Source organism: Dokdonia sp. R78006, from assembly GCF_042466145.1.
Taxonomy (GTDB): Bacteria; Bacteroidota; Bacteroidia; order Flavobacteriales; family Flavobacteriaceae; genus Dokdonia.
Map to the genome: position 1 here is coordinate 1117643 of NZ_JAXHBU010000001.1, position 15650 is coordinate 1133292.

Annotated in this window: 16 protein-coding genes; 12 read left to right on the forward strand and 4 right to left on the reverse strand. The window is 37.6% G+C overall.

Annotated elements, in window-relative coordinates:
* Genes SJY37_RS05080 through SJY37_RS05105 form a run of 6 tightly spaced genes read left to right on the forward strand, consistent with a single transcriptional unit; the run spans position 1 to position 5009 of the window.
* Positions 1-1194, forward strand: a complete 1194-nt coding sequence (locus SJY37_RS05080; protein WP_108879251.1) for an efflux RND transporter periplasmic adaptor subunit — start codon at positions 1-3, stop codon at positions 1192-1194.
* Positions 1195-1199: 5 nt separating this feature from the next.
* Positions 1200-1841: a cation diffusion facilitator family transporter gene (locus SJY37_RS05085; RefSeq protein ID WP_108877506.1), complete on the forward strand. Its 642-nt coding sequence runs from the start codon at positions 1200-1202 to the stop codon at positions 1839-1841.
* Positions 1834-2247: a Fur family transcriptional regulator gene (locus tag SJY37_RS05090; RefSeq protein ID WP_108877507.1), complete on the forward strand. Its 414-nt coding sequence runs from the start codon at positions 1834-1836 to the stop codon at positions 2245-2247. Before SJY37_RS05085 ends, SJY37_RS05090 begins: the two co-directional genes overlap by 8 nt.
* Before the next feature lie 60 nt (positions 2248-2307).
* Positions 2308-2664, forward strand: coding sequence for an STAS/SEC14 domain-containing protein (locus tag SJY37_RS05095; RefSeq protein WP_108877508.1), 357 nt, complete (start codon positions 2308-2310; stop codon positions 2662-2664).
* Between the two features lie 9 nt (positions 2665-2673).
* Positions 2674-3039, forward strand: coding sequence for a DUF3703 domain-containing protein (locus SJY37_RS05100; RefSeq protein WP_298323310.1), 366 nt, complete (start codon positions 2674-2676; stop codon positions 3037-3039).
* Between the two features lie 5 nt (positions 3040-3044).
* Positions 3045-5009 (forward strand): heavy metal translocating P-type ATPase, encoded by a 1965-nt coding sequence (locus tag SJY37_RS05105; protein ID WP_108877509.1) that lies wholly within the window; start codon positions 3045-3047, stop codon positions 5007-5009.
* Positions 5010-5204: 195 nt separating this feature from the next.
* Here the strand turns inward: SJY37_RS05105 and SJY37_RS05110 are convergent, their stop codons facing one another.
* Complete coding sequence (locus SJY37_RS05110; protein WP_013750612.1) at positions 5205-5408, reverse strand: hypothetical protein; 204 nt, start codon at positions 5406-5408, stop codon at positions 5205-5207.
* A 182-nt stretch (positions 5409-5590) separates the two neighbouring features.
* Between SJY37_RS05110 and SJY37_RS05115 the strand changes: the two genes are divergently transcribed.
* The 6 genes from SJY37_RS05115 to SJY37_RS05140 all read left to right on the forward strand — a co-directional run bounded on the left by SJY37_RS05115 (position 5591) and on the right by SJY37_RS05140 (position 9690).
* Positions 5591-5839: a helix-turn-helix domain-containing protein gene (locus tag SJY37_RS05115; protein ID WP_013750611.1), complete on the forward strand. Its 249-nt coding sequence runs from the start codon at positions 5591-5593 to the stop codon at positions 5837-5839.
* Positions 5840-5850: 11 nt separating this feature from the next.
* Positions 5851-7035 (forward strand): VapE domain-containing protein, encoded by a 1185-nt coding sequence (locus tag SJY37_RS05120; protein ID WP_013750610.1) that lies wholly within the window; start codon positions 5851-5853, stop codon positions 7033-7035.
* Between the two features lie 240 nt (positions 7036-7275).
* Entirely contained in the window at positions 7276-8133 is an 858-nt protein-coding gene (locus SJY37_RS05125; RefSeq protein WP_013750609.1) for a toprim domain-containing protein, read from the forward strand.
* Between the two features lie 80 nt (positions 8134-8213).
* Positions 8214-8510, forward strand: a complete 297-nt coding sequence (gene mbpA / locus SJY37_RS05130) for a mobilization protein MbpA (protein ID WP_013750608.1) — start codon at positions 8214-8216, stop codon at positions 8508-8510.
* A complete protein-coding gene (locus tag SJY37_RS05135; RefSeq protein WP_013750607.1) occupies positions 8507-9376 on the forward strand; it encodes a relaxase/mobilization nuclease domain-containing protein in 870 nt (289 codons plus the stop codon). The genes mbpA and SJY37_RS05135 overlap by 4 nt, the downstream gene beginning before the upstream one ends.
* On the forward strand, positions 9373-9690 hold the full coding sequence (locus tag SJY37_RS05140; protein ID WP_013750606.1) for a DUF6730 family protein: 318 nt from the start codon (positions 9373-9375) through the stop codon (positions 9688-9690). The genes SJY37_RS05135 and SJY37_RS05140 overlap by 4 nt, the downstream gene beginning before the upstream one ends.
* 163 nt (positions 9691-9853) lie before the next feature.
* On the opposite strand, the gene SJY37_RS05145 is transcribed toward SJY37_RS05140, so the two are convergent.
* The 3 genes from SJY37_RS05145 to SJY37_RS05155 form a co-directional block, all read right to left on the reverse strand.
* A complete protein-coding gene (locus SJY37_RS05145; protein WP_013750605.1) occupies positions 9854-11077 on the reverse strand; it encodes a site-specific integrase in 1224 nt (407 codons plus the stop codon).
* A 284-nt stretch (positions 11078-11361) separates the two neighbouring features.
* Positions 11362-14058, reverse strand: coding sequence for a PD-(D/E)XK nuclease family protein (locus SJY37_RS05150; RefSeq protein WP_298323295.1), 2697 nt, complete (start codon positions 14056-14058; stop codon positions 11362-11364).
* Positions 14059-14121: 63 nt separating this feature from the next.
* On the reverse strand, positions 14122-15537 hold the full coding sequence (locus SJY37_RS05155; RefSeq protein WP_298323293.1) for an OmpA family protein: 1416 nt from the start codon (positions 15535-15537) through the stop codon (positions 14122-14124).
* Between the last annotated feature and the right edge of the window lie 113 nt (positions 15538-15650).

Consider the following 15650-nt stretch of genomic DNA (forward strand, 5'->3'; position numbering starts at 1 on the left):
ATGAAAACGAAAAAATATATACCTATTACAGCGATGCTATTAGCATTATTATTGACCAGTTGTGGCGACTCAAAAACTGCCAAAGATGAAACTAAAGAAAGTACACAAACTGAAGAAAGCCATACAGAAGGCGAAGCTGAAGAAGTGATGCTCACGGCACAACAGTTTGAAGCCTTGCAGATGGAAATTGATACGCTCTCTCAACGCAATATGAGCGGTTATGTAGAAGCAAACGGTACGTTGGAAGTACCACCGCAAAACGAAGCAAATATTACAGCCCTTACGGGAGCAAATATTGCATCCATAGAGGTAATAGAGGGCGACGAAGTCAAAAGGAATCAAGCAGTTGCCTATCTATCTCATCCCAGTATTATACAGATACAGAGTGATTACCTAAATGCATACAGCAATAGTCGGTTTTTAAAACAAGAATATGAACGTCAAAAAAGGCTTTACGAAGCTGGCGTAGCATCTGGTATGAATTATCAAAAAGCCACGGCAGATTATCAAGCATCTACTGCAATGGTAAACGGGCTGGAAGCACAATTACGACAGTATAATATTAAGGTGAGTGGCGTCCGCAATGGTACAATTTATCAGCTTGTTGCTTTGCGCAGTCCTATTGCAGGTGTGGTAGAAAAAGTTTTCATAAAAACTGGTCAATATGTGGAGCCACAGACCAATCTAATGGAAATAGTAGATACAGACCACGTACACGCAGATTTGATGGTTTTTGAAAAGGATGTGGACAAAGTGAAGAAGGGACAAAAGGTACGGTTCAGCATTCAATCTCGACCAGGAAAAGAACTGGAAGCAAAGATTTATTCAGTCAGCCAGACTTTTGAGCAGGACCCAAAAGCGGTTCACGTTCACGCTGAGATCGAAAATAAAGAAGGTGGTCTTATCCCTGGAATGTACATTAAAGGTAAGATTGAAGTTGATAATGAGAAGACTACAGCATTTCCTGAAAGTGCTATAGTCACAGAAGCTGGTAAGAATTATGTGTTTGAAGCTCATAGGGAAGATGATGCGTGGAGTTTTATACCAATTGAAATTACTACAGGCGAGAAAGATGGCGAATGGATAGCCATACGCTTTTTTGAAACCCCAGATCCTAATGCTCGTTTTGCATACAATAATGCTTATTACCTAATGGGAGAAATGAAAAAGGGAGAAACTGAACACGAACATTAATAACTATGGATAAGACAAGAAGAAATAATCTAAAACAAGCCAGAACGCTTCAAATCTGGAATGTTATTTATGATGTGATAGAAGTAGTTGTGTCACTCATAGCAGGAATCACAGCAAATAGTTCAGCCTTAATAGGTTGGGCTTTAGATAGCGTTATAGAAGTAATAAGTGCAGCAACATTAGGATGGCGATTACACGGCGAACTCAAAGGCATCGATGAAGAAAAAGTAAAGCGAAGACAAAAAATCACGTTGAACGTGATTGCAGTTTCATTTACTCTCATCTGCATTTTCATTTCTTACGACTCGATTACCAAGCTTATCAATAAGGAAACTGCAAGCTGGAGTACGCTTGGATTGATTATACTATTGGTCTCGCTAGTCGTGAATCCTATTTTGATTTATTACAAGAGAAAGTATGGTAATAAGTTAGACAGTCCAGGCTTATTGGCAGATGCCAAGGATACCTTTATTTGTTTGTATCAGACCGTAGTTGTATTGATTGGATTGCTATTGGTCAACTGGCTGGGCTGGTGGTGGGCAGATCCCGTAGCAGCATTACTTATCGTCCCGTATGCAGCAAAAGAAGGTTGGGAAGCCTACAAGAAGGCAAAAGATATTAATTATAACATCGCACAAAATGACTGAAATAGAAAAAACATTAAATGATAACAATGTGCGTCCTACTGCTATGCGCATCTTGATTTATAAACATTTAGCACAAAAAGATGTCGCTCAAGCTTTACTGGATATAGAAACCGCTTTCGCGAAAGCGGAACGATCTACCATTTTTAGAACATTAAAGACTTTCGAAGAAAACGGTATCGTACACCAAATAGAAGATGGAACAGGAAACACGAAATATGCTCTTTGTGAACCAGGTTGCAATTGTGAGATAGACCAAGATTTACACTTGCATTTTCATTGCAGTAATTGTGATGAAACTGTTTGCTTGACAGAACATAAAATACCACACATCAACCTACCTGATGGATACATTGCAGAAGATGTAAATCTTGTTGTGACAGGTATTTGTGAAAAGTGTAGTGGTTGACTTTGCACAACAGTTGCGCAATCATTTCATTAAATTTAACAAATTAAAAAAACTGATAAAATGTTACAGATAATAAGTTCGGATAAGGAAAATGTAATTGCAGCTCGCATCACAAAAAAGGTTTCAAAAAACGATGTAGAAAAAATTCATCCACTCATCCACAATATTGTTGATAAAGGAATGAAAGCCCATTTCTATTTTGAATTGGTCGATTTTGAAGGCTATACCCTAAAGGGTTTTTGGGAAGATATAAAAGTAGATGCGGCTCATATTTCAGACTACGGGAAAATGGCTTTTGTAGGTGATAAAGATTGGCAAAAATGGGTAGCAAAAGCTACTGATTTCTTTACCAGTTCTGAAGTAAGATTTTTTGAACTAGAAAACAAAGAAGATGCACAAGAATGGATTAATCTATAAGTCGAATAAATGAAATTTAATATTGCCATTCCCACAGCATTGAAAGCGCACTATGATAAAGAGATAGAATCATATCGAGTTGCTTTAAAGGAACAAAACTGGTCAACTGCGTGGCAACACTTGGAACGCTCTCACGTAATTGGTCAATCCTATCCATTTGAGCACAGCTACTCGCATTGGTTAATGTTGAATTTTGGTTTTAAACAAAAGGACTTTAAAGAAGTTGCAGGACAATTGATACGACTACTTGTAGGTGGGTGGAAATCATTCATTAATCACGTCCCTAAAGGTAATACAGGTGGTTCAAATGTGCCGCCATTAAAGAAAATGGAAGTTCCAGCAGATTTGAAATTTATTTTAAATCAACACAATTAAATAGAATGAAAAAACAAAAACAAAATTTAAGGGATATAAATCCCAAAGAACATCAAGGCGAACACAGCCACGACGATGGACACGATCACGATCACGGAGATGGTAGTTCATTTAAAACATACATTCCTGCGATAATTAGTTTTGTAATGCTAATTGTAGGTATTGCGGTAGACTATTTTAATGCTATTCCAGCATTTGAAGGTTGGGTACGTATTGTCTGGTATACTATTGCTTATTTACCTGTAGGTTTTCCAGTTATTAAAGAAGGTTGGAAAAGTATTATGCGTGGCGATGTCTTCACAGAATTTTTCTTAATGTCTATTGCCACCTTGGGTGCATTTGCGATAGGAGAATATCCAGAAGGTGTAGCCGTAATGTTATTTTATGCCGTGGGCGAGCTGTTCCAGAACGCAGCGGTCAATCGAGCAAAGAGCAATATAAAAGCACTACTCGATGTACGACCTAATGAAGCACTTGTATATCGCACTGGAGACTACATAGCTGTAGATCCTGAAACTGTTGAGATAGGCGATAAAATTCAAGTACGTGTGGGCGAGAAAGTACCATTAGATGGAATTTTACTTTCAGAAAAAGGCTCGTTCAATACCGCAGCGCTCACAGGCGAAAGCAAACCTGATACTATTGCAAAAAACGATACTGTTTTTGCTGGAAGCATTAATCTCGACGGTGTTATCGAGGTTGAAACCACCAGAGAATTTAAGGACAGTTCCATTGCCCGAATTCTCGATATGGTGCAAAACGCCACAGCAAGAAAATCAAAAACCGAATTATTTATTAGGAAGTTTGCGCGCATCTATACGCCAATTGTAGTATTTCTCGCTATTGGCCTTACTTTTTTGCCTTACTTCTTCATTGATGATTACGTGTTTAGAGATTGGTTGTATCGTGCATTGATATTCCTTGTAATTTCTTGTCCTTGTGCTTTGGTGATCTCGATACCGCTAGGTTATTTCGGTGGTTTGGGAGCTGCATCACGCAATGGAATTTTATTCAAGGGCGCATCATTTTTGGATGCAATGACACAGGTTAATACCGTAGTGATGGATAAAACAGGTACAGTAACTAAAGCAGTATTTAAGATTAAGGAAATTGTTACTGCTTCCGCTTTCGCGAAAGCAGAATTTATGAAATACCTAATGGCAATGGAAGAGCAATCCACGCACCCAATTGCAATAGCCATTATGGAATATAAAGCTGAAGGAGCAGATTATAATGCTACAGACGTTTCTGAAATTGCAGGTAAAGGTTTGAAAGGTAGCGTAAATGGAAAAACAGTCTTAGTTGGGAACAAGGCATTAATGACAGCAAACCAGATAGAAGTTCCAGCAGAAACCGACAACATTGTTGAGTCTATGGTGATGGTAGGCATTGATGGCGCATTTGCAGGTTATGTAACAATCGCCGATGAATTGAAAGACGATGCACATCAAGCGATCAAAGAAATAAGATCAGCAGGAATCGATAAGATTATAATGTTGTCTGGAGATAAGGATTCTATTACTCAAGAAGTAGCAAAAGAATTAGGCATCGACTGGGCAAAAGGTGGAATGCTACCAGAAGACAAACTCAATGAGGTGGAAAAATTAAAACAGCAACCAGATACTAAAGTGGCTTTTATAGGTGATGGTATTAATGATGCACCTGTACTTGCTGCCAGTGATGTAGGGATTGCGATGGGTGGTCTTGGTAGCGATGTGGCGGTTGAAACCGCAGACGTTATTATACAAACAGATCAACCCAGTAAAATATCCAGAGCGATAAAGATAGGCCGTTCAACACGACGTGTTGTTTGGCAAAATATCATACTTGCCTTTGGCGTAAAAGTTATTGTTTTAATATTAGGCGCTGGTGGTCTTGCCACAATGTGGGAAGCAGTCTTTGCTGATGTAGGTGTAGCATTGCTCGCTATTCTCAATGCCGTTAGATTGCAGAAAATGAAGTGGGATTAATGTCTTTCTTTTAAAATAGTATTTCAAGCCTCTTAATTTTAGGGGGCTTTCTATTATGTGATTGATTCCGCTCCAGCCCTTCCCCTTTCATTCCGCAGAAAAAGCTCCATTCCAAGAAAAGAGCTTCACTCACAAAATCTTGAACACAATCTCAAAGTTAAAAGGATGGTGAAAATAGAAATGGCTGACTAGAGACTATAGCATATTTAACCTAGAAGGAACTTTGAGATAGCGTTCGCTAAAAAAAATCATACTAAAACCTGCGTTTATTATCCCTGATTTTTCCCCTTTTAAGCTTTTTGAAGTGTTGATAACCCAATTTTCTCCTGTTAGTAATATTTCTACCACATTTTCAAATTCTATCAAATCATCCCAAATAAAATTAATTGAAATTTTCACTCATTAATTTTGAATGATTTTATTACTCTTTGATACAACTAACTGATTTGAAGTTATCTGTGAATAACTATTGCCTTTTTTTACTGCTCCATAGGTCCGTTCTTTTACCTTTACTGCACACTTCCCACTAAGGGAAAGACAAAAGCGCTTTTGTCCATTTTGTAATCTAAAAAACAAATCAAATGGACAATTTTTTGATACTCGAACGGCTGGACCGTCTCGAAAAATTATTGATAGGAAGCAAGGAAGTACTTACCCTTGAGGAAACCTGTGATTATACCGGAATATCCAGAAGCTACCTCTACAAACTGACCGCCTCGGGCAAGATCCCACACTCCAAACCCAACGGGAAAATGATCTACTTCGAACGTAGAAAGATAGACAGATGGTTACTGCGCAATGAGCAGAAACTTCATCATACGGACGGCTAATTGCAAAGGTTATGAAAGCGATCCATTCACAGCTCTACACAGTTACAGACCCTAAGAAAAAGACCATCTATGATTATACCATAGAGTACCTTCTGGAAAAATATGACATCTACTATAATGAGATTTCCCACGATTTCCAGATTTCGATGCGAGGAAAGAAACAATGGCAGTATATCAATCTCAATTCACTTATTATCGAGCTCACCAAAGCTGGGATCGACATCAGCACCTCAAAGCTGGAAATCCTCATCAAGTCTGAACTCATCCCTAAATATAATCCGATTAGAGAGTACTTTGAATCCCTAAGTGCCTGGGATGGGTTTGACCACATCGGTAAACTAGCATCCTACGTGCCGGTGTATGACAATAAAGCGTTTGTTTATCATTTTAAGAAATGGTTGGTGCGTGCCATAAAGTGTGCCCTGGAACCCGGTTACTTTAATAAGCAGGCACTTATCATAAGCCATAGCGGGCAGAGTTCCGGTAAATCTACTTGGTGCCGTTTCCTGTGCCCGCCAGAGCTGTCAGAGTATATGGCCGAGGATATCAATAGCGATAAGGATGCACGTATCCAGTTGTGCCGGAATTTTCTCTATAACCTTGATGAGCTTGCGGTACTCTCAAAGAACGATGTGAATGCGCTAAAGGCCTTTTTCTCAAAAACGTTTATCAACGAAAGATTACCATATGACAGAAAGAACACCATCCTGCCCAGAATCTGCTCGTTTATGGGATCGACCAATATGTCCTCTTTTCTCAATGACGAAACGGGTTCCGTGAGATGGCTCTGTTTTGAGCTGATGCAACCCATCAACTTTGACTATAAAAAGGACCTAGATATCAAAAACGTTTGGACACAAGCGTACCATCTAGCGTATAGCGACAAAAGTTTCAACCCAGAACTTACCGTCCAAGATGTAAATGAGAACGAAGAGCGCAACCAGCGGTATACTAAAATGACCACCGAACAGGAACTCATCGCCAAATACTATTTGAAGTCAGATCAAGAGAAGGATTTTGTAACCGCCACGGATATTATGGTGAGTTTGAACTGTCTCAACATTAGGATCAGCCAGGTCAACTTGGGCCGTGCGCTTTCGGGGTTTGGATACCAGAGGGTCAAACATCCCAAGCGAAGAATCTATGGCTATCTGGCCAAACGGAACTTTAAGGACTCGCCCTATGAAATAGGCTGATGAAAGAAAAAAGAGCAAATCCTCTTACCATGCTACCACAAATTTTCTAAAGTCCTATAAACAGTAACACCATTTGTGGTAGGATGTTCAATAACCATCTTACCACAAACCTACCTAACCTACCACACAACTGTGGTAAGATGGGTAAGATGAAAAAACAGTCCTAAGAACCATCAACCCCTGTAAACAAAAGGCTGGGTAAGATGGTAAGATGTTTTAGCAATTTTAAACTATTCACAGATGAAAACTATAAAACTATCCTGTAAGGAAGCCCGCGATATCTCTATTGTAGAGATGTTGGCTGTTCTAGGACACTTTCCAAAACGCCAGTCGGAAAGGGAAGCCTGGTACCTGAGTCCATTTCGGTCAGAAACAGAAGCATCCTTCAAAGTTTCTCTTTCGCTCAACAGGTGGTACGATCACGGAGAAGGCATTGGCGGGAATTGTATCGATTTGGTTTGTAAGATTAAAGAGTGTTCAGTAGGAACTGCACTTTATTTTTTGAAACACTTAGATTTTCAAACAACAGCGCCCATTCTAAAGTTGAGTAGTACGCTTTCGCGAAAGCTAAAAATTACAGAGGTCAAAGAGATTGAAAATTCAAATTTGATAACGTATTTGAGTGAGCGGAAAATCCCAATAAATATCGCAAAAAGATATTGCAGAGAGGTTCATTATGTATGGTCTGGCCGATCCTATTATTCCATCGGTCTGAAAAACCGGTCAGAGGGATGGGAGCTGAGAAATGCATACTGTAAGAACGGTTCGTCCCCAAAGGATATAACCCTAATCTTGAAAAAAGGAAGTAAAAATCTGGCCGTGGTTGAGGGAATGTTCGACCTGCTTTCACTGGTCAAAGAGGAACTGAACTATTTAAAGGAGGCGTCAATATTGGTTCTTAATTCCATTTCCTTTTTGGAGAAAGCATTTCCGATCATAAGGGAATTTGAAAATGTAGCACTCTATCTAGACAGGGATGAAGCTGGCAGAAAGGCAACCTCAAAATTATTGAACAGGCATACAAATACAATAGACAGATCTGATTTATACACTGATTATCATGACCTCAATGATTGGATCGTGAACAGGGTAAAATGACACAGCGCGAAGCAAAGCAAGATGTGTGCCTGTGGCCACAAATCTTGCTTTGCTCCCGAAGGTCGCAAAGTTTTTAAGGAATGAAAAGAGCCGTTATAAAATTTAGATGTACCGTCTACGAGAAGCGATTGCTTGCAGTAAAAGCGAAGCAGGCGGGAACCACTTTGAGCGCTTTTTGTAGAGATACCCTGATGGAAAAGCAACTCACCGAGCGTATGAGCGAAGAGCATATATCCATCTATAAGATGATGGTGCAATATCATAACAACTTTAAGCGAATTGGGAATATGTACAAAAAGAATAATCCAAAGCTCTCTGACGAAGTAGTGAACCTGGCCAATGAAATTAGACTTCACCTTAAAAAGATTACGGGATGATTGCAAAGGCAACCTCCATATCGAGCACTAGGGCTTCCATTGCTTACGGCAAGGATAAAGAAAAAGGTGCGGAGACGATATACTCACATCTGCTCACCTCAGAAGATCCTACAGAAGTCACTGCGGAGTTCAAAAGTGTTCAAGCCCTCAATTGCAATTGTAAGCGCAACACGCTCAGTTTTATAATCAGCCCCACAATAGAAGATGGCCAAAAATTGGACAGGCATTCTCTCAAGGAAATCACAGCTAATTTTATGAAGCAGATGAAACTTGGAGATCGGCAGGCCATTGCATTTGTTCATTTGGACAAGGCACACAAACATATCCACCTCTATGTTAATAGGATTGACCTTAATGGAAAGGCGTACAACGATAGCTTTATAGGCAAAAGAAGCCAGCTCGCTGCAGAACGGACTGCAAAGAAACTCGGGCTGACCACAGTAAAAGAGGTGCAAATGACCAAAGCTTTGGAATCAAAAAAGATTCGACAGCAGATTCGAAATATCCATAACGATACTTTAGAAAAGGTAAAGCCTAAAAACTTGGATCAGTATATCAAAGCAATGAACAAACTAAAGGTCAAAGTGATTCCTAGCATCAACAAATCAAAACAGTTACAAGGATTTCGTTTTGAATATAAAGGTCAAAGCTTTAAAGCGAGTGAAGTTCATCGCTCGATGTCAGGAGGTAAATTGCTTTCGGCTATAGACAGTAATACTTATAAAAATGTAATCAATAAAAGTACTAATAGTATTCTACTTAAAGGAGTTTCACTTCCACTGTCAACAAATCTTATTACGGCAATAGGGAAGAAGCTGATCACAAAAGCAATCAAAAAATCAATTCAAATAGGAATGGGAATATGACACGACTGGAAACCATATCACAATTACTTGTTGAGGAACTAGAAACCTTTAAGGAACAAATAGACAGGCTTGAGAAAGTTTCTGAAAACCTGAAGGATGTTCGTGTCAAGGCAGATAGCTCTGCCATCGAGAAATTATTAAGTGAACATTTGAAAATTGTAATCGAAAGATCAAATGAGCAACAAACTCAATTAGAGAATATGCATAATAGAATAAAGTCGGCAAAACTATATCCTAACTGGTTGATTGTTTTGACGCTACTTCTTTTTCTTTCAATGGCATTTTTAATAGGCTACCTATTGCTGTTTCATTGAACACCCATAAGTGCGCCCTATGCTGTTTTTACTTCACGCTTATCAACCCGAACACTATAAAAACAGCACAGGAACCACGCGCAGGTAAGTTTTGGTAGATTTGGGGGCTATCAATTTGATTAAAGGAGAATCATAAAATTCAATAGTAAAACTTCCTTTTTTCTTAAAGTTGTATATCAACTAGATTTCTGTTGTAATTGTCTAATATTTCATTGGGTAAGGTTTTTAGATAAATTTGAGTAGTTGATAACCGATTGTGTCCTAGCATCGCTGATATAGCTTGTAATGGTACGTCCTGTAGCATTGCTTGAGTTGCAAAACTATGACGAGATACGTATGAGGATAGGCGTTGATTAATTTTGCATTTTATTGCAATTTGCTTCAAACCTTTATTATATCTCTTTCGAGCCCACAACACATCTTTATACTGAAGTTCGAATGTATCTCTTTTTATGATTGGAAAAATAAAATCCGTGCTACTCTTATCTTTTAAATAGAATGAAAGTATTTTCCCTAATTGTTCAGTTATACCTATATCATAAGGCTTAGCTGTTTTTTTTCTTTGAAATTTAATGCGATTATCAATAATATTTTCAGTTGTTAAGAATGCCAGATCCATATACGAAATACCATAGAGCATATATGAGGCTAAAAAATAATTGCGGTAATGAAAGAGATTGTCAGATTCCTCAAGATCCAGGAGCATTATGGATTTTAAACTATTGATATCAAGAGCTCTTTTTTCGGTTGGAGCTGTTCTAATTTTATAGTTTGTGAAAGGATAAGCATCTTTAGATAGGACATCAGATCTGATTGCTACATTTATAATGGCTTTTATTGTTCTCATATATGTTGAAAGACTATTCACTGAATTTCCTCTTGAATAATGCCATCTTTCAAATTTGTTTAAAAAGTCATAATTGATCTCGTTGAATTTGAGATCGTTGCCATTAGTAAATTTTTCAAGCACCTTTATAACAGCATAATAGGTGTTGGCATTTCCAAAACGGTCTGCTGCTTTCATTTCGTCCACGAGCATTTTTCCGTATACGAAAAAAGACTCATAAGACGTAATTTTTACAATCTTGCTTTTGAGTTGAACAATTGATAAATGATCAAGTTCTTCTTTTTCATTCAAAGCGTCGATGATGTCTACTGCCCGAGCCTTTTCTTTTAAAAACTGATTATTTAATTTACTAACTGAATTTGTCCCCTTGAATGCACGCTTGATTTTCTCATTTTTATCATCCCAAAACTCTTTCTGGACGGAATGACCCAAGCTTATTGAGGTTGTTTTTCGAAAGTGAGTCAATCTTAAAATAATTGGGTAGGAGGAATCTTTTTTCTGCCTCCTCGTATCCAATGATATTTTTATGTTTGTATTCATTACAAACTAAAGGTAATAAAAATTTGCACGCAATTTGCACGCATATATCTGATATTAAAAGATATCAATTGTGCACAAAATTAATTAAAATACTGATATTCAGTAAATTATGTTATGTTTTGAAACTAATTGAGATGGTTATCGTGTGCCTGGCAGGCAAGAGGCGACCAGTTCGAATCTGGTATTCTCCACCAAGGTATAAAGGCATTTACAGGGTTTCTGTAAATGCCTTTTTTATTTGCGATATTGTTGGTTTTTACGCTTTCGCGAAAGCACAACAACCCTTAGATCTCCCTTTGTGTAAAAGGAATTTCTGGATTGAGTATCTCTGCTATCAGTGATTTTAAAACTCCTTCAAACTCCAAAAGTGTATCTTCTGTGACCTGCTCATTTTTATTATATCTAAATGGAAGATACCCCGATTGTAAATTTTTGAAAGATATGATACCAACGCTTACTGGGAAATCAAGCGGTTTTTTCTTGTTAAGCATATAAGCATACATCAAGACCTGAAAAGCTTTTTCAAACTTCCCTTCTGGTAATAGTAAATCATCAAATGCAGAGAGGTTCAAATCCTTCTGCGCTACTTTTCCGGTTTTATAATCTACGATGTTGATATTGTTATTGCGTTGTTCTACTAAGTCTACTTTTCCTCTCAAAAATATATCTTCTGTAAGCTGTATGTTTCTTAGATCATCTTCTACAGACATAATCGTTACGGTATCACCCTTTTTAAGGAGTCCTTTTTCTCTTTTGAGGTAATTCTCTACATAACGGGTAACTATTGCATAGACAATCTTATTTTTGCCCTCACTGATATGATTAAGTCCATATACAAGTTTAAACTGGTTGCGAACTTCAACTTCTATCATTGTAAGTAATTCTTCAATGATAGTAACAGTTAATTGTTGTCCTACGTGTGGTTTATATAATTCTTCTAGTGTATTATGAACTATAGTACCCATGGTATTTGCCGCCACAGTTTCTTCTACTTCATTACTTGAATTGATACCGAGAACATATCGCTCATAAAACACGATAGGATCTCTCAAGTAAGTCGTGAGAGCAGAGGGCGAAATACCTTTTTTAAATAAGTTCTTAAGAGAATCAATAATTGTTGTGTCCTTAGGAATATGAGGTAATCGCTCTTCAATCTTTATTGTAGATGGAGTAACGACGTGTTTTTTTATACTGTGTATACCTTCCTCTTCTATTTGTCTTATAAACCTGCTCTTCTCGCTGCTTCCTAAACCAGTACTATGTGTGGTATATAATAAATCTACAGTGTTAGCCCTGTGTAATAAATGATAGAAGTGATATGCATAAACCGCATCCTTCTCTGAGTAGGTGGGTAAATTATAGAGCTTTTTTAAGTCATACGGGATATATGAATTCTGACTTTTGCCAGACGGTAATATTCCCTCATTTACAGAAGTTATAATGACATGTTTATAATCTAGTACTCTAGACTCTAATACACCCATAATCTGAAGACCTTGCTCAGGATCACCCCGCAAATCTATAGTTTCTGATGATAATATTTCTCTATAAAAATGAATGAACGTTGGTATATCTTTAATGTGATCTTGTGCATCCATAAGCTGCTTGAGCTTATTAAATGCTACGTAAAATCCATAAATGTATTCTAGTTGTAGTGTGTTGTTACCAGTATCAAATAATGCTCTCAGTGCTTCTATGATATGTATACAGTTTGCCACTGCATCTTTAGGGTGTTCATTCCAAGTTTTAAATAGCAAATTAAAAACAGGATCTGCGCTATCACTACTAAGTTGAGCAAGTTGTAGAACACTAATAAATATAAGATTATTAGTAATAATCTCTTGTTCTAAATGCTCTGTCTGTGACCCTAGTAGTTCAGCAGATAATGGATTGCGAAGAATATTTAAAACATCTTTAAAATAATAACCGTTTTTATGAGGGTTCTTTTTTAAGGTAATGAGCTGGTCAAAAAAGGAGGCTGTGGGTGTCTTACTCAATGGTAACCCCATAGTAATATTCACCTTTTGTATAGAGCGAGGTAAGGCATTAAGAACTGGTAATAGAAGAGATTCCTCTCCTAATACAATAGCAGTGTTAGATAACTCTTGACTTGATATTTTAGAAAGGATTGTTCCTAATGTTTTAGCCTGTAAAATATCTTGAGAGCATGCGTATGTAGCGATATTTTTTTGAGCACTATAATTATCAAAGGTCCAGTTAAAAGGATTTGAGCTATAGTAAGACCACTTAGACTTATAGTTTTTTACAAACGAGTTAGTCTCGTGAAAAGGATTATTCAAAAAAGATTTTTCGGTATCCCAGTATATTTCTGCGTTGCCTTCTGAAAGCAAAGCTTGAATGAGTTGTTGTTCAGCAGTATTTAAAGCGTTGAATCCTATAAACACATGTCTAACATTAGATGACGAATGTATATAGTGTTCTATAGTCTCTACAGCTTGTCTGTAGACATAACCTTGATGTACTGCACCTTTATCCAGTGATTTTGAACAAAAGACCGTATAGATGTCAAATAAGCTATTCCAAAAATCAATATAGTTGAGTACTAATTCATTCTTTGAGGAAGACCAGTGATCTGAGAGTTCTTTAATATCCTTTAGATGATTAAATACTTCTGACTGATTTAAGAGAAATCTGTCTATCTCGTTGAAGTCACTCAAAATGGATTGAGCCCATCCACAGAACGTCTGGAAATCGGCAAGCTTTTCCTTGGCTACGACTTCTTTATAACTCTCAAATAGGATAAATATTAAGTCAATATTACTTGCAGATTTTAAACCGGTAACATGACTAATAAATTCTTCTATTGAAAAAACCTTAGGAGCAAACGAAGTGGTGATTGCTCGTGAAGCTATTTTTTTTGTAAGTGTATTTCCTGCACGACGGCTAGGAAGGATATAAATGATATTCTCGTTTTCAGAACCTTGTTCTTTATCAAGTACTACGTCAATAAAAGTTTGCATAGTCTAAAATAAAAAATGCCTCGCAATTGCGAGGCATTTTTAAGATTATAAAAATCTTATTTTCTATTGCTCAAGAATAGAAAGCTCAACACGTCTGTTTTCTTGACGTCCTGCAGCAGTTTTATTTGAAGCAACTGGTCTAGCTTCACCAAATCCTTTAGACTCTAAACGAGACGCTGGAATTCCTTTTCCTGTTAAGTAGCTTCTTACTGAAGCTGCTCTCTGATCAGAAAGGTTTAGGTTATAAGCATCACGTCCTCTATCATCAGTGTGACCTTCGATAAGGAAACGAGTTGTTGGGTATTCCATCATTACTGATGCTACTTTATCAAGAGTTGCATAAGATTCAGATCTGATAGATGCTTTGTTGTAATCAAAAAGAACTTTTTTAGTTTCTACGTTTAGCTCGTTAAGAACTTCAACAGATACTTCAGGACATCCGTTATTTGCTACAGTTCCTGCAACATCTGGACATTCGTCATCTTTGTCAAGTACACCGTCACCATCTTTATCTTCAAAAGGACATCCGTTGTTTGAACGTGGTCCAGCTTCATTAGGACAAGCATCATCAGCATCTTTGATTCCGTCTCCATCAGCATCAGGACAACCACCTAAAGCAGCGATTCCAGCAACAGTAGGACAAGCATCCTTAGGATCAGGGATTCCGTCTCCGTCAGTATCAGGACAACCATCAAACTCAGCTAAACCAGCAACAGTAGGACAAGCATCTTTAGAATCTTCGATACCATCACCGTCAGAATCAGGACAACCGTTAAATTCAGGTAAACCTGCTACTTCTGGACAAGCGTCATCTTTGTCATATATACCATCACCATCAGTATCTTTTCCTCCGAAAACAATACCTATAGCAGCAACGTGTTGGAAGTGCTTAATACCGTCATCTTCAAAAGCATGCTTATATTTAGATTGAACACCAACGTTGATGTTTTCTCCTAACCATATTTTTACACCAGCAGCAGCATTTGCTGTACCGAAACCATCAAGATCACCATCAAGAGTACTTTCTACCCAAGTATAACCAGCACCTACAGAAATGCTAGGATCAAACCATCCACCTTCACCGTTGATAAGATCTCTTAAACTATAAGAGAAATCTCCATCAGCACCGTAATACTGTAGTTCATTTCTAGGTCTTGCATCACCTAATTTTTCAATTCTGTTAATAGAACCAGAAACGCCAAATACGAATCCATCTCCTAAGTAACGAGATACATTAATGTAAGAAACAGATGGAATAATGCTCCAGTGATCTTCTACATTATAAAATTCTTCAAAAAGATTCCCTCTTGTTTCTCCTGCGCCAGGAACTCCATCAAATGCGTCTCCTACTGGATACGTATCGATAGCGTTAGCTCCGATAGAGAAAGCCCAAGGGTTGTTTGCGTCTTGTGCATTTACTGATGATCCTATAGCAAGAATCATAAGTGCTGCAACTAAAAATCTGCTAAGATGTTTCATTGTTTAGTCTTAAATTTAAGTGTTAATTGATGTCAAAAGTAAGTTGTTAAAATTAATCAACAAAGGTAAATGTACTAAAATTTTCCTAATACCCCTTATTTACAAGGGTTGAG

What these genes read in the sequence shown, in the direction of transcription:
- SJY37_RS05080 (WP_108879251.1), top strand. Translation starts at nt 1, where the DNA reads ATGAAAACGAAAAAATATATACCTATTACAGCGATGCTATTAGCATTA.
- SJY37_RS05085 (WP_108877506.1), top strand. Translation starts at nt 1,200, where the DNA reads ATGGATAAGACAAGAAGAAATAATCTAAAACAAGCCAGAACGCTTCAA.
- SJY37_RS05090 (WP_108877507.1), top strand. Translation starts at nt 1,834, where the DNA reads ATGACTGAAATAGAAAAAACATTAAATGATAACAATGTGCGTCCTACT.
- SJY37_RS05095 (WP_108877508.1), top strand. Translation starts at nt 2,308, where the DNA reads ATGTTACAGATAATAAGTTCGGATAAGGAAAATGTAATTGCAGCTCGC.
- SJY37_RS05100 (WP_298323310.1), top strand. Translation starts at nt 2,674, where the DNA reads ATGAAATTTAATATTGCCATTCCCACAGCATTGAAAGCGCACTATGAT.
- SJY37_RS05105 (WP_108877509.1), top strand. Translation starts at nt 3,045, where the DNA reads ATGAAAAAACAAAAACAAAATTTAAGGGATATAAATCCCAAAGAACAT.
- SJY37_RS05115 (WP_013750611.1), top strand. Translation starts at nt 5,591, where the DNA reads ATGGACAATTTTTTGATACTCGAACGGCTGGACCGTCTCGAAAAATTA.
- SJY37_RS05120 (WP_013750610.1), top strand. Translation starts at nt 5,851, where the DNA reads ATGAAAGCGATCCATTCACAGCTCTACACAGTTACAGACCCTAAGAAA.
- SJY37_RS05125 (WP_013750609.1), top strand. Translation starts at nt 7,276, where the DNA reads ATGAAAACTATAAAACTATCCTGTAAGGAAGCCCGCGATATCTCTATT.
- mbpA (WP_013750608.1), top strand. Translation starts at nt 8,214, where the DNA reads ATGAAAAGAGCCGTTATAAAATTTAGATGTACCGTCTACGAGAAGCGA.
- SJY37_RS05135 (WP_013750607.1), top strand. Translation starts at nt 8,507, where the DNA reads ATGATTGCAAAGGCAACCTCCATATCGAGCACTAGGGCTTCCATTGCT.
- SJY37_RS05140 (WP_013750606.1), top strand. Translation starts at nt 9,373, where the DNA reads ATGACACGACTGGAAACCATATCACAATTACTTGTTGAGGAACTAGAA.
- SJY37_RS05145 (WP_013750605.1), bottom strand. Translation starts at nt 11,077, where the DNA reads ATGAATACAAACATAAAAATATCATTGGATACGAGGAGGCAGAAAAAA.
- SJY37_RS05150 (WP_298323295.1), bottom strand. Translation starts at nt 14,058, where the DNA reads ATGCAAACTTTTATTGACGTAGTACTTGATAAAGAACAAGGTTCTGAA.
- SJY37_RS05155 (WP_298323293.1), bottom strand. Translation starts at nt 15,537, where the DNA reads ATGAAACATCTTAGCAGATTTTTAGTTGCAGCACTTATGATTCTTGCT.